General features: G+C 39.5%; 20 protein-coding genes. 15 read left to right on the top strand and 5 right to left on the bottom strand.

From position 1 onward, the window contains the following. Positions 1-137: 137 nt before the first annotated feature. Positions 138-845 carry a glucosamine-6-phosphate deaminase gene (nagB, locus tag I6G50_RS04605; protein ID WP_197909314.1) on the top strand — a complete coding sequence of 236 codons (708 nt, stop codon included), beginning with the start codon at positions 138-140 and terminating at the stop codon, positions 843-845. 36 nt (positions 846-881) lie between these two features. Here nagB and glpK read toward each other — a convergent pair whose 3' ends face one another. Both glpK and I6G50_RS04595 read right to left on the bottom strand, forming a co-directional pair. Continuing rightward, positions 882-2,372, bottom strand: a complete 1,491-nt coding sequence (gene glpK, locus I6G50_RS04600) for a glycerol kinase GlpK (RefSeq protein WP_197909313.1) — start codon at positions 2,370-2,372, stop codon at positions 882-884. An 82-nt stretch (positions 2,373-2,454) separates the two neighbouring features. Continuing rightward, on the bottom strand, positions 2,455-3,063 hold the full coding sequence (locus I6G50_RS04595) for a TetR/AcrR family transcriptional regulator (protein WP_081166547.1): 609 nt from the start codon (positions 3,061-3,063) through the stop codon (positions 2,455-2,457). 252 nt (positions 3,064-3,315) lie between these two features. Here I6G50_RS04595 and I6G50_RS04590 point away from each other — a divergent pair, with 252 nt between their 5' ends. The 6 genes from I6G50_RS04590 to I6G50_RS04565 all read left to right on the top strand — a co-directional run bounded on the left by I6G50_RS04590 (position 3,316) and on the right by I6G50_RS04565 (position 14,752). Beyond that, complete coding sequence (locus I6G50_RS04590; RefSeq protein WP_197909312.1) at positions 3,316-7,575, top strand: 2-hydroxyacyl-CoA dehydratase; 4,260 nt, start codon at positions 3,316-3,318, stop codon at positions 7,573-7,575. A gap of 168 nt (positions 7,576-7,743) precedes the next feature. After that, positions 7,744-8,793, top strand: coding sequence for an oxidoreductase (locus tag I6G50_RS04585; protein ID WP_197909311.1), 1,050 nt, complete (start codon positions 7,744-7,746; stop codon positions 8,791-8,793). Positions 8,794-8,805: 12 nt separating this feature from the next. Beyond that, positions 8,806-9,660, top strand: a complete 855-nt coding sequence (locus I6G50_RS04580; RefSeq protein ID WP_197909310.1) for a hypothetical protein — start codon at positions 8,806-8,808, stop codon at positions 9,658-9,660. A 102-nt stretch (positions 9,661-9,762) separates the two neighbouring features. After that, positions 9,763-10,476: a GntR family transcriptional regulator gene (locus I6G50_RS04575; RefSeq protein WP_081166556.1), complete on the top strand. Its 714-nt coding sequence runs from the start codon at positions 9,763-9,765 to the stop codon at positions 10,474-10,476. Between the two features lie 458 nt (positions 10,477-10,934). Further along, positions 10,935-13,736: a Spy0128 family protein gene (locus I6G50_RS04570; RefSeq protein WP_197909309.1), complete on the top strand. Its 2,802-nt coding sequence runs from the start codon at positions 10,935-10,937 to the stop codon at positions 13,734-13,736. 221 nt (positions 13,737-13,957) lie between these two features. Further along, positions 13,958-14,752, top strand: a complete 795-nt coding sequence (locus I6G50_RS04565; protein WP_197909308.1) for an SDR family NAD(P)-dependent oxidoreductase — start codon at positions 13,958-13,960, stop codon at positions 14,750-14,752. Positions 14,753-14,784: 32 nt separating this feature from the next. Here I6G50_RS04565 and I6G50_RS04560 read toward each other — a convergent pair whose 3' ends face one another. Together I6G50_RS04560 and I6G50_RS10515 are read right to left on the bottom strand one after the other, a co-directional pair. Then, entirely contained in the window at positions 14,785-15,936 is a 1,152-nt protein-coding gene (locus I6G50_RS04560) for a hydroxymethylglutaryl-CoA synthase (protein ID WP_003136784.1), read from the bottom strand. A 549-nt stretch (positions 15,937-16,485) separates the two neighbouring features. After that, a complete protein-coding gene (locus I6G50_RS10515) occupies positions 16,486-16,542 on the bottom strand; it encodes a hypothetical protein (RefSeq protein WP_230315958.1) in 57 nt (18 codons plus the stop codon). 315 nt (positions 16,543-16,857) lie between these two features. Between I6G50_RS10515 and I6G50_RS10510 the strand changes: the two genes are divergently transcribed. The 6 genes from I6G50_RS10510 (at position 16,858) to I6G50_RS04535 (ending at position 22,573) form a co-directional block, all read left to right on the top strand. Beyond that, the gene (locus tag I6G50_RS10510; protein ID WP_232252378.1) at positions 16,858-18,000 is read left to right on the top strand and encodes a thiolase family protein; all 1,143 of its coding nucleotides are present in this window, start codon (positions 16,858-16,860) and stop codon (positions 17,998-18,000) included. A gap of 9 nt (positions 18,001-18,009) precedes the next feature. After that, positions 18,010-19,245, top strand: coding sequence for a hydroxymethylglutaryl-CoA reductase, degradative (locus tag I6G50_RS10505; protein ID WP_232252377.1), 1,236 nt, complete (start codon positions 18,010-18,012; stop codon positions 19,243-19,245). Positions 19,246-19,339: 94 nt separating this feature from the next. Then, positions 19,340-19,612 (top strand): 30S ribosomal protein S16, encoded by a 273-nt coding sequence (gene rpsP, locus I6G50_RS04550; protein ID WP_003136780.1) that lies wholly within the window; start codon positions 19,340-19,342, stop codon positions 19,610-19,612. Positions 19,613-19,692: 80 nt separating this feature from the next. Then, positions 19,693-19,932, top strand: coding sequence for a KH domain-containing protein (locus I6G50_RS04545; RefSeq protein ID WP_081166573.1), 240 nt, complete (start codon positions 19,693-19,695; stop codon positions 19,930-19,932). Positions 19,933-20,105: 173 nt separating this feature from the next. After that, complete coding sequence (locus I6G50_RS04540; RefSeq protein ID WP_003136778.1) at positions 20,106-20,519, top strand: Spx/MgsR family RNA polymerase-binding regulatory protein; 414 nt, start codon at positions 20,106-20,108, stop codon at positions 20,517-20,519. A 428-nt stretch (positions 20,520-20,947) separates the two neighbouring features. Continuing rightward, entirely contained in the window at positions 20,948-22,573 is a 1,626-nt protein-coding gene (locus I6G50_RS04535; RefSeq protein WP_197909307.1) for a DUF6273 domain-containing protein, read from the top strand. A 367-nt stretch (positions 22,574-22,940) separates the two neighbouring features. Here the strand turns inward: I6G50_RS04535 and I6G50_RS04530 are convergent, their stop codons facing one another. Beyond that, complete coding sequence (locus I6G50_RS04530) at positions 22,941-23,888, bottom strand: CorA family divalent cation transporter (RefSeq protein WP_197909306.1); 948 nt, start codon at positions 23,886-23,888, stop codon at positions 22,941-22,943. Between the two features lie 380 nt (positions 23,889-24,268). On the opposite strand from I6G50_RS04530, the gene I6G50_RS04525 reads away from it, so the two are divergent. Together I6G50_RS04525 and I6G50_RS10500 are read left to right on the top strand one after the other, a co-directional pair. After that, positions 24,269-24,469 carry a cold-shock protein gene (locus tag I6G50_RS04525; RefSeq protein ID WP_004260467.1) on the top strand — a complete coding sequence of 67 codons (201 nt, stop codon included), beginning with the start codon at positions 24,269-24,271 and terminating at the stop codon, positions 24,467-24,469. 60 nt (positions 24,470-24,529) lie between these two features. Further along, positions 24,530-24,937 carry an ArsC/Spx/MgsR family protein gene (locus I6G50_RS10500; RefSeq protein WP_004260464.1) on the top strand — a complete coding sequence of 136 codons (408 nt, stop codon included), beginning with the start codon at positions 24,530-24,532 and terminating at the stop codon, positions 24,935-24,937. Positions 24,938-24,950 lie beyond the last annotated feature (13 nt).

Genomic DNA, 24,950 nt, shown 5'->3' with positions numbered 1-24,950 from the left:
TAAAAAGAAGTGACACTCGTCGCTTTTTTTTTATGACAATAAATATAATGGAAAAAGTGAATTTTCCTATTGACAAGAAATTAATTTAGCGTTATAATGTGTATATACCAATTTGAAAAATAAAAGGAGACTCTCTCATGAAAGTTATCACTGTAAAAAACCAACTTGAAGGCGCAAAAATCGGCTTTGACTTACTTAAAGAAGCTATGGAAAATGGTGCTAAAACGTTTGGTCTTGCGACAGGTTCAACTCCAGTAGAATTCTATAATCAAATCGTTAAATCTGATCTTGATTTTTCTGATATGACATCAGTAAACTTGGACGAATATGTGGGACTTGATGGTTCTGATGAACAATCTTACCGTTACTTCATGAGCAAGCATCTTTTCAATGAAAAACCGTTCAAAGAAAACTTTTTACCAAATGGTAAAGCAGAAGATTTAGAAGCGGAAGCTAAAGCTTACGATCAAATTATTGCTGAACATCCTATTGATTTCCAAATTCTTGGCATTGGTCAAAATGGTCACATTGGTTTCAATGAACCTGGCACTCCATTTGAAGAAACTACACATGTTGTGGATCTCCAAGAAAGCACAATCAAAGCCAATGCTCGTTTCTTCGAAAACGAAGAAGATGTTCCACGTAAAGCTATTTCTATGGGTATCGCATCAATCATGACAGCTAAATCAATCGTTTTGATGGCTTATGGTGAATCAAAAGCAGAAGCAATTAAAGGTATGGTTGAAGGTGAAATCACTGAAGACATGCCAGCATCTATCTTGCAAAAACATGCAGATGTTGTTGTTATTGCAGATGAAGCAGCAGCAAGTTTGTTAAATAAATAATAATAAAAAAACTTAGGTCCTACAACCTAAGTTTTTTTATTTAAAAACACACGTAGCTTCAACAGCTTTCTTCCATCCTTGATAAAGCTTTTGTCGCCGTTCTTCCTCCATCTGAGGTGTGAACACTTGTCCTTCTTTATAGGAAGCTTTTATTTCATCAATGTCTTTCCAAAAGCCAATAGCTAAACCAGCTAAAAAGGCTGCCCCTAAAGCTGTTGTTTCAAGATCTTTAGCTTTTTGAACAGGAATATTAAGGATATCTGCTTGAAATTGCATCAGATATTTATTATTAGCTGCACCGCCATCAACTTTGAGCAAGGGGATATCAATCCCAGTATCTTTTTGCATGGCATCAATAATATCTTTCACTTGATAAGCAATACCTTGCAAAGTAGCTTTGATGATATCATTGTTGCTGGTCCCACGAGTAATCCCAAAAATAGCGCCCCGCGCCTCTTGATCCCAGTAAGGTGCACCAAGACCGACAAAGGCGGGTACAACATAAACTTCATCATCATTTGTTGAAGCAAGAGCTGCGGCTTCTGATTCTTTACTGTTCCCAATCATTTTCAAGCTGTCACGAAGCCACTGCACAGAAGAGCCAGCAACAAAGACAGAGCCTTCCAGAGCATAAGTGATTTCGCCATTGATACCATAACCAATGGTAGTTAAAAGATCATCAGAGAGTTGTGCTTGCTTCCCTGTATTCATCACGATAAAAGCTCCTGTACCATAGGTACTTTTTATCATTCCTGGTTCAAAAGCCATTTGACCAAATAAAGCGGCTTGCTGATCACCTGCCATACCTGAAATAGGAACTTCTGAACCAAAGAAATGATACATTTTTGTCATGCCATACACTTCCGAATTTGATACCGGTTTTGGAAGCAATGAATTTGGGATATTTAAAAGATCTAATATTTCTTGATCCCATTCTAAGCTGTGAATATTAAAGAGCATCGTGCGGCTTGCATTTGAGTAATCCGTGACGTGAGTTTCGCCGTCTGTGAGCTTCCAAACTAACCAGCTATCAATGGTTCCAAACAGCAATTCCCCTCGTTCTGCTCTTTCTTGAGCGCCTTCAACATGGTCTAAAATCCATCTTATTTTAGTTGCAGAAAAATAAGAATCAATGACGAGTCCAGTTTTTTGATGAATGAAATCGGAATAACCTTGTTTTTTTAACTTATCAGCGATATCGGCCGATTGCCTAGATTGCCAAACGATAGCATTATAAATCGGTAATCCTGTTTTTTTGTCCCATATTACAGTGGTTTCACGTTGGTTAGTGATTCCGATGGCGCCAACTTCTGAAGGTTTGATGCCTGAGGCAATAAAGGCTTCAGAAATAACGGACTGTACAGAATTCCAAATTTCGTTTGCATCATGTTCGACCCAGCCAGCTTGGGGGAAATGTTGCTGCAACTCTTTTTGAGAGCTTCCGATATGTTGACCGTATTTATCAAAAATGATAGCGCGCGAGCTTGTCGTCCCTTGATCAATAGCCATGATATACTTTGCTTGCATTAACGAGCTCCTTATATACTTGTTTTATGATTCTAATTATATCAGAAGTAGGAGAAGGATAAAAATAATAATTTTGCTTATTTTATGATTTTATGTTGACACCAAGGACAGTCAAATGACCATTAGAAATTAATTTGACAATCAAATGTGCAAAATCCTTTGCTTTCATGGAACTTGATGAGGAGACCCACCACTTAAGTGTACCAGCTAAGATTGAGGTGATATAACTTATGACAAAATCGCTGGGAACCACCACATCATGTTCACGAATCTCTAGCTTGTCAAAAAGTTCAGTGTAACGTTCAGTCAGAATTTCGATAAAACGGTTAATAATGGTCTGATCCTGAGATTTATCAATAACAATTTGTGCCACTTCTGGATTTTCTCGAACAAAGTCATAAAAGCGGGCAAGCATCTTTTCGATGTCATTGACATAGACATTGGTGCCATCCACTGGATTTTGCTCGTCTAAAATCTTGATAAAATCCATGATGAATGTATCAATAAGACTGTCATACAAGTCTTGCTTATCCGCATAATGTGCATAAAAAGTAGCTCGATTAATCATAGCGGCGTCAGCTATCTCTTGGATAGATATTTTTTCAAATTTTTTCTTTCTTAATAAAGAGAAGAAGGCCTGGGTAATCATTTTTTTCGTTCTTAAAACGCGGAGATCATTGAGTTTAGCCATTTTAATATATTCCCTTCTACTTGTCAGATAAACAACAGAATTTATCTATCTGTTGTTTATTATAAGCTTTTATGAAAAATTCTACAGTTTTTATACATGTAAAATATGTTTGACATAAACAACACAAAGCATATAATTGTCGCTTAAATGACACACACTTGTAACTTGACGGTTGTAAAATGAGGAAAAAATGATAAAATAGACATAGAATAAGATAAGCAACAGCCTGTCAGATATAGAGGGAAAAGCACAATGAAAAGTTATAAGGCTGGGATTGACGTAGGTTCCACCACAGTAAAACTCGTTGTTTTTGATGACAACTATCAATTAATATTTAGCCGTTATGAGCGTCATTTCTCAGATGTGAAGTCAGCCACAATAAAAGTATTAAAAGAGCTTATGGAAGAACAAGGTGAGCTGTCTCTCACTATCGCAATAACTGGCTCTGGCGGCATGGGATTGGCCGATGTTATTGATGTTCCCTTTATTCAAGAGGTGATTGCAAGCTCGATTACTATTGAAAAATTTATACCTGAAACAGATGTAATGATTGAACTTGGTGGTGAAGATGCCAAGATGACTTTCTTTGATGCTGGAACCCAAGAGCTCCGCATGAATGGAACATGTGCTGGAGGCACAGGAGCTTTTATCGATCAGATGGCAGCTTTACTCAAAGTAGATGCTGCAGGTGTTAATACACTGGCTAAAAGCTATGAAAAAATCTATCCTATCGCTAGTCGTTGTGGTGTTTTTGCTAAAACAGATGTCCAACCTCTTCTGAATGAAGGTGTTTGCAAGGAAGATATAGCGGCTTCCATTTTTCAGGCTGTAGTCAACCAAACAATTGCGGGTTTAGCTTTGGGACGTAAAATAACAGGGAAAATCGCTTTTCTAGGTGGTCCTCTTTACTTTATGAGCGAATTGCGCAAACGATTTATTGAGACACTTGATATTGCCGAAGAGGACATTATTTTCCCTGAAAACTCTCAGTTGTTTGTGGCTATGGGTGCGGCGCTTGCTGAAGAAACTAAAACCAGTACGATAACACAGCTGATTGCTAACTTAGAAAATGATAGCAGTGATAGTCTTATCCCGCAGGATACTATGGATCGTCTTTTTGAAAGTGAGCAGGAGCTAGCTGATTTTCGAGCACGTCATGCCAAGGCAAAAGCAAGTTATAAAGAACTTGCTGAACATAAAGGTGCAGCATTTTTAGGAATAGATGCAGGATCAACAACGACAAAAATTGTCTTGATTGATGAAGCAGGACATATCCTTTTTGATCATTACGGTTCCAATAATGGAGAGCCCTTAGAGTCGGTTATTGACGTACTTAAAGGCCTGTATCGGTCACTTCCTGCAGATGTTTATATAGCTAAATCAACAGTCACAGGTTATGGCGAACATCTGATAAAAGCTGGACTTCATGTGGATTATGGTGAAGTCGAAACGATGGCTCACTATAAAGCAGCAGATTACTTTAACCCAGGGGTCGACTTTATTTTAGATATTGGCGGCCAAGATATGAAAGCCATGCGTATCACTGACGGTGCTCTGAGCTCTATTTCCTTGAATGAAGCTTGTTCATCAGGATGTGGCTCGTTCATTGAAACTTTTGCGCACTCTTTAAAATATGATGTACGTGATTTTGCTGAAATTGCTTTGCTAGCAAAGCATCCCGTCAATCTAGGCTCCCGATGTACAGTTTTTATGAACTCCAAAGTGAAGCAGGTTCAGAAAGAAGGGGCTACTGTTGGAGATATTTCGGCAGGTCTGAGCTATTCCGTGATTAAAAATGCCCTCTATAAAGTAATTAAAGTGAAACGTCCCGAAGAACTCGGGAATAAGATTGTTGTGCAAGGGGGAACTTTCTATAATGAAGCAGTCCTGCGTGCTTTTGAAAAAATTTCCGAGCGTGAAGTAGTACGCCCCTCAATAGCTGGTCTTATGGGAGCTTACGGTTGTGCTTTAATTTCTATGGAAAATGAAAAAGTAAGTCAAGCTTCTAATATATTGGGGCTGGAAGACTTAGAAACATTCAGTACTCAAAAAGAATTTATGGTTTGTGGCCTATGTGAAAATAAGTGTAAAATGACCTTAACTGTCTTTAATGATGGCAGTAAATTCGTAACAGGTAATCGTTGTGAACGTGGCGCAGAAAAAGCAACACAAGTAAAAATCGATAAGCGCGATAAAAAAGTAAACCTTGTAGACTATAAATATAAAAAGCTTTTCAAATACCGTAGTCTGACAAAGAAAAAGCAAACGCAGGGAGAGATTGGTATCCCCCGTGTGCTTAATATGTATGAAAACTATCCACTTTGGCATACGATGTTGACGGATTTAGGCTTCCGAGTCGTTTTATCACCAAAATCCGACAAGGACCTTTTTGAAAAAGGAATTGAAACAATCCCTTCAGATACAGTATGTTACCCAGCTAAACTTTCTCATGGGCATATCATGGACTTGATTCAAAAAGATATTCCAGCTATTTTCTATCCTTCTGTTCTTTATGAACAAAAAGAACAAGCCAATGCTGAAAATAACTACAATTGTCCTATAGTTCAGTCTTATCCAGAGGTTATCCGTAACAACATCGATGAAATCCGAGATGGAAAAGTAAAATACCTTCATCCATTCATTAATCTAGCTGATCCTACAGGCGTCGCAGAAAATGTACATAAAGCTTTAGTTGCGCAAGGCTACACGCTGGAGTTAACGGAAGTGCAAGCCGCCGTTTTGCATGGTTTTGAAGAAATGGAAAGCTTTAAACAAGACATTCGGGATAAGGCCGAAGATCTTCTGATGCAGATTAATCTGAATAAAGAGAAAGCAATTGTTCTCTCTGGTCGTCCTTATCATTTGGACCCCGAAATTAACCATGGTATTGCCGAGATTATCACCCAAGAAGGCTTCCATGTGCTGACCGAAGACAGCATTGCGCACTTAGAAGAAGTGGCAGGACTTCGTGTAGTAAACCAGTGGGTATACCACTCACGCCTGTATGCGGCAGCGCAAGTCGTATGTAAAAATAAAAATCTTGAGATGGTTCAGCTGAATTCATTTGGTTGTGGTTTAGATGCGGTCACCACAGACCAAGTAGAAGAAATAATGCGCAACCATAATAAACTATATACAGTGCTTAAGATCGATGAAGGATCAAATATGGGTGCGGTACGTATCCGTTTACGTTCCCTTAAAGCCGCAGTAGCTGAGCGCAGCAGACATGGCATAGAAGAAAACACAGAGATTCAGGAAATTGTGGAAACACATCCTGTGTTTACAAAAGAGATGGCTAAAAAACACACGCTCCTTATGCCAATGCTGTCACCTATCCACCAAGAAGGTCTGCTAGATAATGCCTTTGCTGCATCTGGCTATAATGTAGTTGTGCTTCCTGAAACCCAAACTTCCGTTAATAACGGTTTGAAATTTGTCAATAATGATTCATGTTACCCTGCCATAATCACCATAGGACAATTGATTGAAGCACTACAATCTGGCAAGTATGATGTAAATAATACATCAGTAATGATGACACAAACCGGTGGTGGTTGTCGGGCGACCAACTATATTCCTTTATTACGTAAAGCACTTATTGATGCTGGATTCCCACAAGTTCCAGTAGTGAGCTTGTCTATGGGAAATCAAGGCACAGAAAAAGGCTTTAAATTTACGGTTCCCTTACTGACACGCTTTATGATTGCTGTCCTCTATGGAGATCTTTTCGAGCGTGTCGTCTACCGTACACGCCCTTATGAAGCTGAGGCAGGTTCCGTTGAAGCGCTGCATGCGAAGTGGTTGAAAAAAGCCCGTCACAATGTAAAATCGGCTTCCATTTTTGAATTTAATAAAAATATCAAACAAATCGTCAAAGACTTCGATAATATTGAACTCTTAGATATCAAGAAGCCTCGTGTGGGTGTCGTTGGTGAAATACTCGTTAAATACAGTAAAACAGCCAATAATGATATTGTCAGTATCATTGAAGAAGAGGGGGGAGAAGCAGTTGTTTTAGATTTGATAGGCTTTATGAACTACTCTTTGTATAATCAAATATGGAAAACAGAGGAGATTGGATTTGCTAAGAAAAATAAATTGATAGCAAAAACTTTTATCTCAATCATTAATATGCTTGAAAAACCAATGGATAAAGCTTTGCGTGCTTCACAACGCTTTGATGGTATTGAGTCTATTTATGAGATTGCAGCACATACTGAAGACATTGTTTCTGTGGGTAATCACACTGGAGAAGGGTGGTTCCTCACTGGAGAAATGATTGAGCTCTTAAAAAAAGAGGTGATGAACATTGTCTGTCTACAGCCTTTTGGCTGTCTGCCTAATCACATTGTAGGTAAGGGAATGCTTAAGGAACTCCGCCGCCAGTATCCAGGAGCTAATATTAGCCCCATTGACTACGATCCAGGTGTTTCGGCAGTTAATCAGCTTAACCGAATTCGTTTGATGATGACCACCGCTAAAAAAGCGATAAAAGAAGAAGCTATGGTTTAAAGTTTCGTTAAAATAAGTACTTTTTGAAGTGCTTATTTTTTAATACGCAAAATGTAACTTTCTTAAATAAATTATTTTTCTTGACAATAGCTATTTTTAAAAGTATAATTCAATTTATATAAAAGACTATACTTTTATAATACAACATATATATTTAAGGAGAAAACTATGCTTACAATGGGATTTATCGGATTTGGGAAATCGGCAAACCGCTACCATCTTCCTTATGTTATTTTGCGTGAAAACATACAGGTTAAAACAATTTTTGATTTGCACATCAATGAGGATCTTGCCGCACCTTATATTGAAAAGGGTGTTCATTTTACAACAGATTTAGAGGAGATGTTGAATGATGAGGAAATTCAACTTATTACAATTTGTACCCCTGCCCACACGCACTATGAATTAGCTAAAAAAGTCATCGAAGCTGGGAAATCGGTGATTGTTGAAAAACCTTTCGTCGATACTTTAGACCATGCAAAAGAGTTACTTGCCTTGGGTGAAGAAAAGGGCGTGATGGTTGCTCCTTATCAAAACCGACGCTTTGATGGAGATTACCTTGCTGTGAAACAAGTGATTGATCGTGGATTATTAGGAGATATTTTAGAAGTAGAAGCGCACATTGACTACTATCGTCCTGGCTCAATTACAGAAGAAGGGCCAAAAGAAGCAGGTGCATTTTATGGTTTAGGCATCCATTCAATCGACAGATTGGTTGCGTTGTTTGGTCGCCCAGAATCTGTAACTTACGACATCCGTAACAATGAAGTTGAAGAAGCTGTAGATAATTACTTTGATGTTGATTTACACTATGGACATCAGTTAAAAGTAAAAGTGAAAACGAATCATGTTGTTGCTCAAGATTATCCGCGATTTATTGTTCATGGTACAAAAGGATCATTTATTAAATATGGCGAAGATCAACAAGAAAATGATTTGAAAGCGGGAATCATGCCAGAAACGCCAGAGTTTGGCGAAGATAGCCCCATGAATTATGGTATCGTTAAATATCAAAACTCAAACGGTGACTGGATTGAAAAACAAATTAAAACACCTGTCGGCGATTATGGACGCTACTACGATGCTGCGTATGAAACCATCATCAATGGTAAAGAAAAATTGGTAAAAAATGAAGAAGTTCTCACAAATATCGAATTACTTGAAAATGGCTTCACACAAGCTTCTCCTTCAGTTTATCGTTTAAGCACTTTGGATTAGGAGAAAAGCAAAATGAAAAGAATTTTAGGCTATGAAGCTTCTGATTTTGGACAAAAAGATACCCCTCAATTATTGAAGCAAGCCATTCTAAGTGCAGAAGGCCGTACTATTTTAGTTGACCTCGCTGCAGAAAATACAGCACTATACCCAGAAGTGACAAATGGGGAGATGGCAGCCGCTTTTGGTGCCGATTTAATCCTTTTAAAAGATCTGGATGTACAAAAAATGGAAATTCCTGGTTTAGGAGCAGTAAAAAATCTTTCAGAACTACGAAAGTTGACCGGAACAGCAGTCGGACTGAACTTAATCATCAGAGATTCTGGTTCTGATTATAAGCGGGTAACAGAAGCAGCCGTTCAAGAGGCTCTGCGCAAAGGTGTTGACTTTTTATCGCTCACAGCTTACGTTACACCTGAAGCAACTCCGGAACGAATAAGCCACGACATTAAGCTCGTACGACGTTTTTATGATGGTTTTCTCATGTTAAATCCTGTCGTTTCTCACGGTTCAAACCTACGATGGGAAGACCTAAAAAGTTATATTGATGCTGGCATTGATATGATAGATTTACCTGCACCGGGATCTGTACCAGGAACGACAGAAGGACAGCTTTCACAGCTCGCACTTGCTATAAGAGAAACAGGAACTTTAGTGGACTGTGTGGTTGGGACCTCGCAAGAGGGTGCAAATAAAGACACCATACAAGCTTTGGCTTTGGCTTCTAAACGCATCGGTGCTGATGTATTTGAACTTGGAGATGCTGGTGTATCTGGTATGCCTGCACCTGAAAATATTTTCCACGCCTCAATGACAATCAGAGGAAGACGACATACGTATGTGAGAATGGCACGTTCAGCCCAACGTTAATGAAGTAAAAAATCATAAGTGAAAAAAAGCTTATGATTTTTACTTTATTTTCCTCAAATATTGTGCCATAATGATAAGAATGTTAGTTTATGAGGTCGGTATATGAAAAAGAAACAGCCCAAATATTTAGTTATTTATGAAGATGTTAAGGGAAAAATTTTGTCTGGTGAATATCCTATTAATTCTAGGATTCAGGATGGAAATACACTCGTTAAAGCATATGATGCAAGTTTAATGACCGTAAAAAAAGCCTTGGATATTCTTGTATCTGAAGGTTTTCTCATACGACGACGTGGTTATGGCACGATAGTCAAAGACTGGACCAAAGGGAAAAAAGCACATCTGTATGCAGTGGAAGGATCCTCTAAGCGCCACATGGGTCAGATGGAGTCTAAGATTTTGACATTTGAAATCGAGCATCCTAGTGTTGATATTGCACAAAAATTATCGATAGAAACAGATGATTTTATCTATCGTATTGAGCGCGTGAGGTATGTGGAAGAAGTGCCTACCATCATTGAATATACTTACATGCCCATTTCCATAATTCCGCAATTAAAATACTCTCATTTAGTGGGTTCAATATACAAATATATTATTGAAGAATTAGGACTTGTCATTCAAAGTTCCTTCCTAAATGTGAAAGGTGTGCGACCAAATGAGCTAGAAAAAAAGACCATGCATTTACAGGATACGGATTTTTTGATGCAGGTTGAACAAGTAGCAAACTTAGATGATGGACGCATCTTTGAGTATTCTATTGCCCGTCATTTGCCCGATAGCTTTAATTTTGAAACAGTTATTTTTAATAGTTAAAGGCAAAGCAGATTGATGTGATAATTATAAAATAAAAAACTACTAAGTTAAAAATTAGTAGTTTTTTATTTTGTGATTTTGAAGATTTCGTCCTATTTATAGGACGGCTTATTATTTGGAGAGTTCATTGAAAAGTTTAAAAAACAAGGTTTTCTCTCTAGGTTTCTTATCTATTATTAAAACTATAAAAATTGTGTATGGAATATAAGATAATAAATAATTGAACTCCTTTTTATTTTGATGTATTCTAAAATTATAAAAAAAGAAGATTATTCTAAGAAAATACCATTTTAAAAGAATAATCACATGCAGCCAACAACGAGGCTTCAATAAAAGGAAGAGAGGGGAAAATCATCGGGAGATGGAGCCAGAAGAAAGTCCATCAGTTATTTAAATGAAAAAAATAAAAAGAAAGGTTTTGCCCTCAGTTTAAAGAGGACAGAAGGAATGGTGAAAGCATGAAACATTTAAGAAAAGTGTTAAAAGTTTTTACACTAGTGATGATAACAATAGGGCTGTTTGCTACAGGTTTACTTTATAAAAACAGTACAAAGCAACATGTAAGTGCGGATAAAGTAAAGCAAGCGGCAGTCCAAAAAGAAGACCCTATACGCGATAAAGGGAGTAACACAGCTCGTATAGTAGAAAAAGAAGCGTGGTGGACGAATCAAGAAGCATACGAAGCAAACCTTCTCTTAAAAGTAAACGGGTCGAGTCTATCAGGACCTATGGATGTCGTGTTTGTGCTCGACCGCTCAGGCAGTATGGATATGACCTATACGGACAATGCAAACATAGCTGGTTATGAGGGCTATCCCCTGTTTTCAAGTTCTTGTCTTAATCAGGATCATTTCTATCTTGAGCCTCTTCGACAAACTTCAGAACCAGAAGCAAATGCAGATAAAGCCAAAGTGTATACCAATAATGACAATACCCTCACTGTATACAATGCGGATGTAGACCAGTGGGAAGTGATCGGTACAACACCGGTTCATCTCTTTGAGCAGTTCACCCAAAGTACGGCAAAATATATTCCTTACCATTTCAAGATGGAGGGAGGAAACTATGTGCGTATCAGTCATTGGGATGCTGGAGCGAAAGTATCCGGTAAAGCAGAACCCGGTGTCTGGGTACACGGTGACGAAAGTGAAGGCTGTTATGATCGATGGATGCTATCTAAAGAAGCTATTACAGAGGTAACATCTAATCTACTTCAAGAGCACCCTGAAAACAGGGTGGCCCTCGTTCCATTCTCCATCAGAGATTCTACCATGCTTGAACATTTGAATTATAATTCTGAACGGATGAAAAATTTCAGAGATAATCTGGTTTCACAAAATGCCGCAAAAGGGTATTTTGGACCTTCTACAGGAACAAGTGTAGATGCAAGTGGCACTATTGTGGGGTCTTATAATTCCACAGTAGGTTGGACGAACAGCGTTGCGGAAAACAAAGCCGCCATGGAAGACATGCTTCCACGCCTTTTTACCACACCACAAACGGATTACCAGTATGGCTTGAGCATGGCCTATAATCTTTTACAATCACGCAGTGATACAGCGAAGGCCACTAAAGGAGCAATGGTAGTCTTTCTATCTGACGGTGTCCCTCAGAGTACAGCGACGATGAGAGTAGGTTGGGCTGGCGGAGGCGGGATAGTTTCCTTTGGCCAGACAGATGGACGAATTTTGGCAATGTCTGAAGCTATTACCAGCAATGACCCTGTCCAGATAGAAGGAGAACCGTCAGGGACCTATCAACGCCATGATATTGATACAAGCTATCTTAGCCATGTAAATGGTTCGACATATGAAGCAGCAGGTATGGGTGCCGAAATGCTGACTATCGATTATATGGCAAATAGCGCTATCCTCAAGTCCATGGCTAACGACCCTCAAAATTATCTTGAGGTTCCCGCAGATAATGTCGGGGCAGGAAAAACTTATTTAAGCGACTTACTCCTCAACTCCACTCTGTTCCCCGGAGGCCGAGAGTCAGTACTTAGAGATAAAGTGAGCAAGTACTATTATGTGCCAGAAAATGCAACTTTGCCTCAAGGCGTCACAATTGAAGGAAATTATGAAGAAAAGGGAGAAGAGCAAACGATTGTATGGGATCTTGGGGATCTTTATGACTATGCTCCCGATGGCTATCCAACCATTAATATTCCCTTAGTACTGAAAGACGAATATCGTCAAGTCGCACAAGATACATATTACCCTACCAATGCCGATACGAGCGAAAAAGGAACAGATATTTATGACTCTGAGCGAGGAATCGATGATGAGGATACCGGAGCTAAACTGTTCTATAAGGATCCACATAACCAAAATCGCTATGATACAATCGGCACACCAAAGTTGGCTGTTGTCCCTGATCCATCAAAAAGTGCAAGCTATCAGATTCAAGCAGCAAAACACCTGAGTGGACGCTCTCTCCTAGCTGATGAGTTTACTTTTGAACTCTTGGATGATACAGGACAAGTCATTCAAACCGCTACCAACGATGCCGCTGGACAAGTTGTATTTGATAAAATAGAATACACCAGTGTGGGAGATTACGCGTATACAATAAGAGAAAAAACTGGGCTTGATAAAACAATCGACTATGACTCGGCCAGTCATCAAGTGACGGTACATGTTAAAGAAGAAAATGGACAGTTGCTTGCTAGCGCAACGGGAGAGAGTGAGGCTGCTTTTAGAAACTCCTATCAACCGATAAGCACAACGATTGATTTTAAGGCCACAAAAGAGCTTACTGGTAAGAAACTTCAAGATAAAGAATTTACTTTTGAGCTATTAGACGACACAGATAAAGTCATTCAAACCGCAACCAATGATACATCCGGCCAGATTCATTTTGACAAAATATCTTATACCAAAGCGGGGAACTATGACTATGTGATACGTGAACAGCAAGGTAAAGATGCACAGATAACTTACGACTCTTCCGCTTATAAGATACATGTGAAGGTAGAAGACAAGAAGGGCCAACTTGTCGCAACACCGACCTATGAGCATCCCCTACACTTCAAAAATATTTATCACACGCCAGAAAAAACAACCCCACCTCAAAGTGGAGATACATTTAGTCTAGTGAAGATAAAAAACATATGGAAAGAAGTCACAAAAACAACAGATCAAATGCTTCCAGAGACAGGAGAAGGAAGTACAAAAGCTGTTGCAACTCTAGGTATAATCTTAATCGTTCTCGCTCTCTTTACCTTTGGAGTAACAAAGTTTAGAGGCCGTAAAAGATAAGTAGGCACAGCTACCGATTTTAAGAAACTATAGGAAAAACAGAAGTTCTACCAAAACGTAAGATGTTGGTAGAACTTTTTAATGTTAATGAATGGCCTTCTCTTTTGAACAAGAGTTTAGAAACTCAACAGAGAAGGGGGAAGACTTACAAGTGTTATAATAAGAACCATACACTATTATGTAGCAGTAAAGTTATGCGGAAACGAAAGGAAAAATAAAAAATGGATTTAAAATTAACAAACAAACTCGCTTTAGTCTCAGGATCAACAAAAGGTATTGGTCGTGCGATTGCTGAGAGTCTAGCTGCTGAAGGGACAAATGTCATCATTAATGGTCGCTCCATTGAGGTTGTCGAGAAGGTCGTTGATCAACTCAGAAAAAAATTTCCTCAGAGAGAATTCTATCCAGCAGCCTATGATTTGTCTGTAGAAAACGAACGGCAAGTTCTCTTTAGAGCTTTTCCAGAAGTGGATATTTTAATTAATAACATGGCGATATTCAATGATGCGAAATTTGAAGAAATAGAGTTAGATGAATGGCGCCGCTATTTCGAAGTTAATTCGATCGCAGGAATTGCGCTCACAAAATTCTATCTTCCTAAGATGCTTGAAAAAAATGCCAATGGACGAGTTGTCTTCATTGCTTCCGAAGCGGCAATTATGCCGAGTCCAGAGATGCCACATTACTCGATGACCAAAACAATGAATCTGTCTTTAGCCAAATCATTAAGCCGTGAAACAGTGGGCAGCACTGTGACTATCAATACCGTCATGCCAGGCTCTACATTGACAGAAGGCGTAGAAAGCCTCTTAGCCTCACTTTATCCAGAGGTAGCTTCTCTTGAAGAAAGAAGTAAAATGTTCATGTTAAATAATCGTCCCACTTCAACGATTCAACGTTTAATCTATCCAGAAGAAATTGGAAATTTTGTAGCTTATGTGGCAAGCCCTCTTGCAGGTGCTTTCTCAGGTGAAGCGCTTCGTATGGACGGTGGTTTGGTACCGACAATTTTCTAAATAAAAAAAGAACCACGGGTTCTTTTTTTTATTTATTTTCGATAGAGGCGTGTAGAATTTTTTAACTCCGCTAAACTGAAACGTAACTTGTCAGAGAATACTTGATCGACGTGACTATCAAGAGTTTCTGAAAACATTTCTTCGTATTCAGAAATAGAAAGCTTTTTACGATTGTCTAGAAGAGCTTGGTGTTCTGACTTGCGAAGATGTTGCTCAAAACCAGGAACGAGCTGACCTGAGAAAAACTCAGCGACCGTACCAGAGCCATAGCTGAACAGTCCGATTTTATCACCTGCTTTTAGGTTATCGGCATTTTCAAGGAGAGAAATAAGACTTAAATAGAGGGAACCTGTATAAAGATTTCCGACACGGCGATTATAAACGATACCTTTTTCATATTGTGCAAGAAGGTGTTCTTGAACTTCAGCACTTTCATTTTCCAGTTGAGGAAGAAGTGCTTTTTTACCCATTTTTGTATAAGGGGTATGGAAAGCCAAGGCTGCAAAATCAGCAAAGTTTAAGTGAGTACGACGTGCGTATTCTTTCCAAACTTTAGCAAATGCATCAATATAAGTGGCATTTGAAAACTGCCCATCCACTGTAGGATAAGCGTCACCAAATGGACGCCAAAAATCATATATGTCTTGGGTCAAGCTGACAGAGTCATCATTAAGAGCTAAAATGTGAGGTTCAGCAGTGATAAGCATCGCAACGGCTCCAGCTCCTTGGGTGGGTTCACCACCAGTATTTAGGCCATATTTGGCAATATCTGTAGCAATCACCAATACTTTACGGTCTGGATGACGATGAACATGGTCCTTAGCCATTTGTAAGCCAGCAGTTGTTGCATAACACGCTTCTTTAAGTTCAATTGAACGCGCAAAGGGTTGAATATCAAGGAGTCCATGGACGACCACAGCCGAAGCTTTTGACTCATCAACAGAAGACTCCGTTCCCACAATAACCATGTCGATGGCTTGCTTATCTTCTTCAGTCAAAATTTCAGCTGCAGCATTGGTTGCAAAGGTAATAAGATCCTGGCTAATCGGATTGACAGCCATCTGGTCTTGCCCAATCCCAATATGAAATTTAGCGGGATCGATGTCACGTGCTACTGCCAAATCAGTCATATCTACATAGGTTTCAGGAACAAAAAAGGCAAGTTTATCAATACCAATATTCATATATATCCTCCAGTTTATAAGCTTTATAAATTTGTATGTTTAAGCTCCAATTTTAACATAAAAGATTAAAAATTGGAAAAAACTTTTGACTATTTGATTGGGGAAAACAATATGTCTTGTACTTCATGCAATAAATTGAGTACCGGTTCAATTACCCGTGATGATACTACACCATTGCCGAACAAGTGCGAGATACAGCAAATCATATCGTTGTTGCTTGACTCGTTTACTAGGTGCACGTTCAGTTTGGAAGTTAAAACAATCCGAAGATAAAGATGATATGAAAAAGAGAAACTATATGGTAACAAGTAGCTTCGCAACCCGCTACGGTTTTCAAACTTTCTTAAATGGAAAAATTGAAAGAACGATCGAAGAAGTGATAATAGATTTATATGTCTTTCGTTCTTCTTTATTTCCCTTGCTATTACGATAGAGCGGTGTTATAATGAAAGTAAATAAAAAGGACTAGCTGTAACTAGTCCCGTGTAGCCGTATTAAGAACGGTAGCTCGTATTAACGTAAAATAACGTCACTCGCTAAAGTTGGACGTTATTTTTTATCGTTTTTATTTACCACTGTAATCATTAATAACGCAAATGCGATCATCAATGAGAGTGTTTCATATATCGACAAAATTTGTCGCCTTTCTGTATTGTGAGGTTATCGCCTACAATTTTTCATAAGCATCACCTCCAGTTAGGCTACCGTCCATAAACTTCTACCCAGTCATTATATCATATTGGTTACTCTTTTAAAATACGTTACAGTATGATTACTCCGCATACAAAAAATTAACTACATTTCTACATTTAATATGAAACTCATTGAATGCTATTTTAAAAAATCTTTTTACAAATCGCAATATAGAGCTACTAGTGGAATATATTTGACTTTATTTCATTATCAATATAGAATTGGCTTATGAAAGAAATAGTAATTATCGATGCGCTTCGTACGCCTGTCGGAAAATATGATGGTGCTCTGTCAGATAAGACAGCTGCAGAACTGGGTGTTCATGTCGTTAAAAACTTACTCGAACGCCATGCAGATATTAAAGATGATGTGAAACAAGTGATTTTTGGGAATGTACTACAGGCTGGTACAGGTCAAAATATCGCGCGTCAAATCTCGATTAATAGTGGTTTGTCTAACCACGTACCTGCTTCAACGATTAATGAAGTTTGTGGTTCAGGTATGAAGGCAGTGATTCTCGCTAAACAACTTTTGCAACTCGAGGAAGCAGATGTAGTAATTGCTGGAGGGACAGAATCAATGTCTCAATCACCAACTCTACGTCACCGCAAAACTGGCGAAGAAGTACTTACCATGATGTCGGAAGGCTTGACAGATGCCTTTAATGGTGAGTCTATGGGCTTGATAGGCGAAACCATTGCTGAGCAATTTGAGATTAGCCGTGAAGCACAAGATGCGTTTGCTCAGCACTCACAAGAGAAAGCTTTAGCGGCGCGTGAATCCGGTGCTTTTGAAAAAGAGATTGTTCCTTTTTCAGATATCACGGAAGATGAAACGATTCGCGCAAATTCTTCCTTAGAAAAACTCGGTTCTCTGCGTACAGCTTTTAGGGAGAACGGAACTGTTACCGCAGGGAACTCTTCACCTGTGAACGACGGAGCTTCAGCAGTAATCTTAGCCAGCAACGATTATGCCGAGTCAAAAAACCTCCCTGTTCTGGCAAAATTACTGGCCAGTGAAGAAGTCGGTATTGACCCTGAAATTATGGGTGTTTCTCCCATTAAAGCGATACGCCAACTCTTGGAGCGTACAGATCTTAGTTTGGATGACATTGATTTATTTGAAATCAATGAAGCTTTTGCTTCATCCAGTGTGGCTGTGAACCAAGAGCTCGATATTCCAGAAGAAAAAGTGAATATATATGGTGGAGCTATTGCTTTAGGACATGCTATTGGCTCATCGGGTGCCCGTATTTTGACGACTTTGGCGCATGCTCTTCAACGTGAAAATAAACGCTATGGTATTGCGAGCCTCTGTATTGGTGGCGGACTTGGCTTAGCTGTGCTTTTAGAAAATCCTAATTTACTTTAATTTATGACTATGAAGAAAAAATTTTATCAAATGAGTCCAGCAGAACGTCTGGATTTTCTTGACTTAAAACCAGACACACGAAAAAAGCTTGAGCAAATAGCGCTTGATGCGACAGTAGCAGATAACTTGATTGAAAACCAGTTCAGTGAGTTCGAAATCCCTATGGGCTTGGCTCAGAACTTTGTAGTAAATGGAAAAGAATATCTGGTCCCCATGGCTACCGAAGAACCATCTGTTATCGCAGCCGCGAGTAATGGTGCAAAGATAGCAGGCGCCTTTCAAGCTGATATTTCTCAACGTCTGATGCGTGGACAGATTGTCTTTTATGATGTACCAGATGCTGCGCAATTAATGCAAGTTATTCAGGAAAACCAAGCGGGGATATTCAGAGCAGCAGAAGAAGCTTATCCTTCCATTATCAAACGTGGTGGAGGCTTAAAAGATATAAGCAGTAGAGCTTTTGAGTCCGAAGGCTTTGTCTCCGTAGACTTCAAGGTGGATGTACAAGATGCCATGGGGGCAAATATCGTCAATGCAATCTTAGAAGGCGTTGCAAGCCTTTTTCGCACCTGGTTTCCCGAACAAAAAATCTTGTTTAGTATCCTGAGCAACTATGCGACAGAATCTTTAGTAAAAGTAAGCTGTGAAATTCCCATTGAGAAGCTCAGTAAAACTGACAATGGACAGGAAGTAGCTGAAAAAATAGAAGCAGCATCACGCTTTTCAAAACTTGATCCTTACCGTGCAGCGACACATAATAAAGGTATCATGAATGGCATTAACGCCCTAGTCTTAGCGACAGGAAATGACACGCGAGCAGTAGCCGCAGGTATCCATGCTTATGCGAGCAAAGAAGGCCTTTATCAGGGCTTGGCAGAATGGCGCGTCCAAAGCGGCAAACTTTTTGGAAGCTTAGAAATTCCTCTGCCCGTGGCTACAGTTGGTGGAGCCGTTAAGGTTCTACCCAAAGCCCAAGCTGCTTTGGATATTATGGAAATTAGCAAAGCCAAGGAGCTGGCACAAGTGATGGCAGCAGTGGGCTTGGCTCAAAACCTGGCAGCTTTACGTGCCTTGGTTTCTGAAGGTATCCAACAAGGTCATATGAGTTTACAAGTTCGCGCGTTAGCCATGACTGTGGGTGCAAAAGAGGATGAAATTCAGTTGCTGAGCCAAAAACTTCGCCAAGAAAAAGTGATGAACCAAGCTATAGCAGAAAAACTATTATTGGAAATACGCCAAAGTTAAAAAGAAAAAAACACTGTCAAGTTTTTTTCTTGACAGGACAAAAATTTATGCTATAATAGTTAAGTAATAAAAAAATAGAAATAGGAAATATAACATGTCTGTAAAAATCCGTTTGACTCGCATGGGTTCAAAGAAAAAACCTTACTACCGTATTAACATCGCTGATTCACGTTCACCACGTGATGGTCGTTTCATCGAAACAGTTGGTACTTACAACCCACTTGTAGCTGAAAACCAAGTAACTTTGAAAGAAGACCGCGTTATGGAATGGCTCAACAATGGTGCACAACCATCTGATACAGTTCGTAACATCCTTTCAAAAGCTGGCGTTATGAAAAAATTCCACGAACAAAAATTCAGCAAATAATTATGGTAAAAACGGCTTAAGCCGTTTTTTGTCAATTTCACAATAATTTGGACTAAGTCTAGTCAGAGTAGAGGTAAGAAATGCAAAAAGATGTGAAAGAACTTGTGATGACTATCGTAAAACCTTTAGTCACAGAGCCAGATGCTGTTTCGTTGGAAATAGTTGAGGGTGAAGAATTTATGGAATATCACTTAGAAGTAGCTGAAGGCGACATTGGCCGTATCATCGGACGCCAAGGGCGTATCATTCAAGCTATCCGTACAGTGGTTTACTTTGTGCCTGTTGAAGGCAAAAAAGTTCGACTCTTGGTTGATCAATAATAAAGAGCAAGGCGTAAGTGTGACTTACGCTTTTTTTATTTGCTTATGTCCTATTTAAAGTTGGTTTAAGAAATGGTTAACTCAGAAATAAGAAAAGAAGAGTATACTAAAAATAAGATTTTGAAAAAAAATATAAAAAGCTCCTAATAATAATGAGTAAGGGGAAAAAAATTATGATCAAGCTATATACAGCAACCGCCAATTCGTCATCACAGAAGGTCAGAAAATGGCTTAAGGATCATCAACTTGAGTATCAAGAAATAGATTTGTCAAAAGAAGAACTTACTAAAGAAGAAGTACTTGCTATCTTTTCTTTGACCGAAGAAGGCTCTGAAGACGTGATTACACGTAGAGGAAAAGCAATCAAAAGTCTAAAAGAAGACTTTTATTCACTGACTATAAAAGAATTAATACAGGCCATTATTGATAACCCAATGTTACTGCGCCAACCCTTAATTATTGATAACAACCATCTTCAAGTGGGGTATCATGAGGAAGATATACGTAAATTCTTACCCCGAGATGTCCGGAAAGTAATGATGGAAGACTTTGCTAAAAGACGTAATATACGAGTAAATCAGAAATAAAAAAACATCAGAGAATTCTCTGATGTTTTTTTATTTCTGAAGTTTTTCTTCTTCAAGCAATTAATGCAGTTGTGCTCATTGTAACCTCGTTGAAATCATTTTAACTTATAAGAAACAAATGTTAAAATATTATGAGAGAGATTCTTAGTTTGTTTTAAAAGACTTGACGGGGTAAAAGTGATGACTTATAATTGGCCAGCACAGCACAGCACAGCACAGCACAGCACAGCACAGCACAGCACAGCACAGCACAGCACAGCACAGCACAGCACAGCACAGCACAGCACAAGCGGTAGACACCCGCCTCTTTTTACTTGCACCTAAACGCTCGGGACCTCTGGAGCGCTTTTTTCGTGGCCCGCCCTAAGGACACGAAAGTTTGAAGTTGAAAGATAAAAAGAGATAAATCAAGAAAGAAAGGTATCACTATGACACCAGAAAAGAAAAAGAACCGGAGATTACGCAACTCCGTCCTCCTCTCCCTCTTATTGCTCCTCATCGGAGGCACTTACGCTTTTACCGCCTTTAACCAGCGGGCCATTAATGATCGAGAAAACCAAATCGAGATTAACGTGGGTGGTCGTGTTCACGACTACTATAACCGTGACACCGAAAACAAAGATGTCTTTGTCGAAAACTACGGCGAACGTCCCATCATGGCCCGTATCCGCTTGTCGGAGTTTTTAGAAACCCGCCAAACCGGTCAAGACAGCTGGACTCAGCTTGTAGCGGGCACAGAGCGTAACAACTTGGACTCTTGGACCACATGGATACCTAACCCCACCAATATCAATGACCGTCTCAACACCGACCCGTCCAACGCGTTTGACCGCTACGCTCGCCTGACCTTTGGCTGGAGCCGTGAAGGACGAGATGCCCCATGGTACATGCCGACTTTCAACCATGACAACATGGACCAGATGACGGCCGCCGCAGGGCATGCCCGGGACTATATCGCAGGAGGTGGAGCAACAGACGGCACGACCGATGGTGCCACACACCCCGGAGATGGAACAGATGATTACTGGTCGGAGGGTGACAGCTTTGACAACAGTACCCCAACCCCACCTTGGCCGGGCGAAGCCATCACCAATGATGCCGCCCAAAACCTGCACCAACAACGTCCCCCAATGACCATCGAGCAGTGGGCGCAACTTCAACCTTACCAACAGATTGGTGACTTCTGGGTCGTAGACCACCAAACAGGCTGGGCTTACTGGGCCTCACTCCTTGAACCGGGCGAAGCAACTTCTTACCTGCTGGATGCGGCAGAGATGACCGCTGCTATCGAAGACACGGTCTTCAATGGTTCGTACTATTATGGTATCCATGTGGAGAGTGGACTGGTTAGTCCCGACAACAGTGACGACTTCCTGCCTGATGGGCATGACCGCTTAGCCGACTTCCTCACAGGGATTCGTAACAATGCCATGGATGGGGAAGGCTCGAACCCGCGTGCTGATGTGGATTCTCCACCCTCTGCTTTTAACTTTGGGGCTATGCTTCCGGGCCGACTCTTTACTATGGCTGGAGAGCAATATCGCTATCTTGAGGATATGGGCAATGGCAACCACATGATTATCCGTAACAATGCCATCCGTAATGTGTCGTGGAACGACCAAGAAGCGGAACTTACTTCTTGGTATAGCAATCTTGACAGTGCTGTCCAAGTCATGGTTCAGCCTGTCGCCAATAGCTTTACGACAGGAGAAGTTGCGGACAGTGCAGTGTCCTATACCGGAGGTACAAGATGGATTCCCAGTAACTTAACAAGTCCAGTTTCGGGCGATATCACTCAAGTTGTCCCTGCAGGAACAGCACGCGCCTTTGCCCTTTCCCTTGCGGATGTGGCCCGTTTATCTGGCCAAGACCTAGCTTTTCCGTATCCTGCTCAACGTGGATCCTCTGCTATAGGATGGTGGTGGCTCCGTACACCCGCTCCTAGCTCCATTGCTTGGGTTGTGGGTTCCGATGGCGGCTTGTCTGGCCTTCTTGCTCGTACGAATACCTCTCTTGGTGGGGGAGTACGTCCTGCCTTAATCATCCACCAATAATGATAATGCTACCGAAATTCTCACTCCCCTCATTCAGATTAAGGGGAGTTTTATTGTAGTCAAATATTCGGCGAAAAAATCGAAATCACTGGATGGCTATCCACGGAAGATGAGGGAGGATCAGAAAAACGGTAGCACATACATCATATTTACCAAAAATTTGGCTTTCATCTCGAAGGCAGTCGTATTTTCCTCAATGAAGTACCCCTAGAGCGCATCAATAAGGAGCGAAAAAGGAGCGAAAAAAATGGCATACTCAAAAATATGAGGCGTAGGGTGTGAAAAGAAGAGGCAAAAAGTAGGAGGTACAAAAAAAGAACTGGCAGCGGCCAATTCTTTTTCATAATTTAGATTTGAACTAAGGTAGTCAAAGCCTTCTCATGGCTCTTATCCAGTACCAAACCCCAAGGCTAATAATGAATGAAATACCAATAACAATCAGATATCCGAAAGAATAATCTTCAAAGGGCAGTTTTAGATTTATCCCCCACAAACCATAAATCATGGTTGGGACAGTTAAGACAATGGAGATTTCCGTGAGGGTTTTCATGATGGCATTGAGTCGGAAAGAGCTCAGGCTATTTACCATCGTATCGAGACTGGTAAGATATTGTTTATAGGATGCGGCCAGTTTTTTTAAGCCATCTAAATCTTCTTCGATATGGATAATACCGTTCGGTCCGTGCTCGTCTATCCCTAAGGTGTCTTTTTCTCTCTTAAAGAATTCTATCAACTTGTCATCACTATCATAGGTTAAAGTCAGAGTGATGAGATGTTTTTTAAGCTGAAGGAGATCGTTAAAAATAGTACGGCCAGGCCCGTTTTTGTTCAGTGAGTTTTCGAGGGAAATGATATCATCACGAATTTTTCTAGCGTCCTCTATCATATTTCCTAGGGCAGCATTAATAATGCCGAGGAGATTTCCGCCTTTTGCCATTTCTTTATCATTATTTTGGTGGAGAAAATCAGAGATAAAAGCTTCCTTCTTTTCAGTAATAACAAGGGTCACTTTATCATATCTTAGAATGAGGAGTGAATCGACCATTCGGTTTAACTTTTCTTCGTTTCTTTCTTTTGGATAAAGTAAAAGAATGTTAAGATACTCGCCATCGTTTATTTCACTCCCTAGCTGATACATCGCTTCTCTTTCTTCGTAAAACCAGGAGCAGAAGTCTTGCTGATACATCTCTTCTAAGCGATTAAAGAACGACTTGTCAGGATTATAAAAATAAAGGATAGTATCCTTATCGCCACTGACTTGTTTTACTAGGGACTCATCAAAATCCTTAGCTTGATACTCTTTGAATTGAAACATTGTTTTTATCCTCCCAAAATTTCGCACAATAGGGCATGCAAAAAGATTCAAATAATAACTTCAACAACTCAGAAGTTACTATAAATCCCCCTCTTTCTCATATTCTGTAACATATGCCTTTAATAATAATCTAGCATAGGCTGAAACTTCATTCAACTAATTTGTTTTTATTTCTAGTAATGCATCCTATTTAATTTAACTAAAAATAAATTACCAAAGGAGTAGCTCATGTATAATTATGAATATAAAGTCTTAATAGTTTGACAATTATGAAAAGTCATGATATAATATAATAAGTAAGTTTAGTCAAAGTTATATATTTTAAATGTTTTCTTTTACCATAATGATTTACAATCTAGAAGAAAGGAAATATATATACTATGACAAAAGGAACAGTAAAATGGTTTAATGACACTAAAGGTTTTGGTTTCATTACAGCTGAAGATGGAACAGATGTGTTTGCACACTTTTCAGAAATTCAAAGTAACGGCTTCAAAAAACTTGAAGAAGGTGAAAAAGTTACCTTTGATATGGGCGAAGGTCAACGTGGACCACAAGCCACAAATATCAACAAAGCATAATTAAAAGGCACTCTTTAGAGTGCCTTTTTTAACAAACAAACTATGAGGAGAATGAATATTATGCTCAAAGTCTATTGGCGTAAAAATTGTATGTCCAGCAAGCAAGCACTTGCCTGGCTTGAAACTCATAGAATAGAAATGACATGTATTGAGATTTCAAAAATCTCACGTTATGAACTAAAAGATTTGCTACTTTTAACGGATAATGGTTTTGATGATGTTTTAAAAAACAGACGCACCATGAATGCGAGAACAAGAGCAGCAGTCAACAGCATTGATACCATGTCCTTTGAAGAAGCTATCGATTACTTAGATGAACATGTCGAAATATTACAAACACCTATTATCACGGGCAAGAAGCAACTTTTTGTAGGCTTTAATGAGAGTGAGATAAGACAGTTTATCCCCAGTAAGCATCGCAAACTAGACATGATAAGAAAAAATAATAGCATGCAGGCTAAAGAATAAGTTTAAAAGGAGA

The organism is Lactococcus garvieae, from assembly GCF_016027715.1.
Taxonomy (GTDB): Bacteria; Bacillota; Bacilli; order Lactobacillales; family Streptococcaceae; genus Lactococcus; species Lactococcus garvieae_A.
The sequence above is the reverse complement of the archived record's forward strand: the minus strand, read 5'-3'. Positions and strand labels throughout refer to the sequence as shown.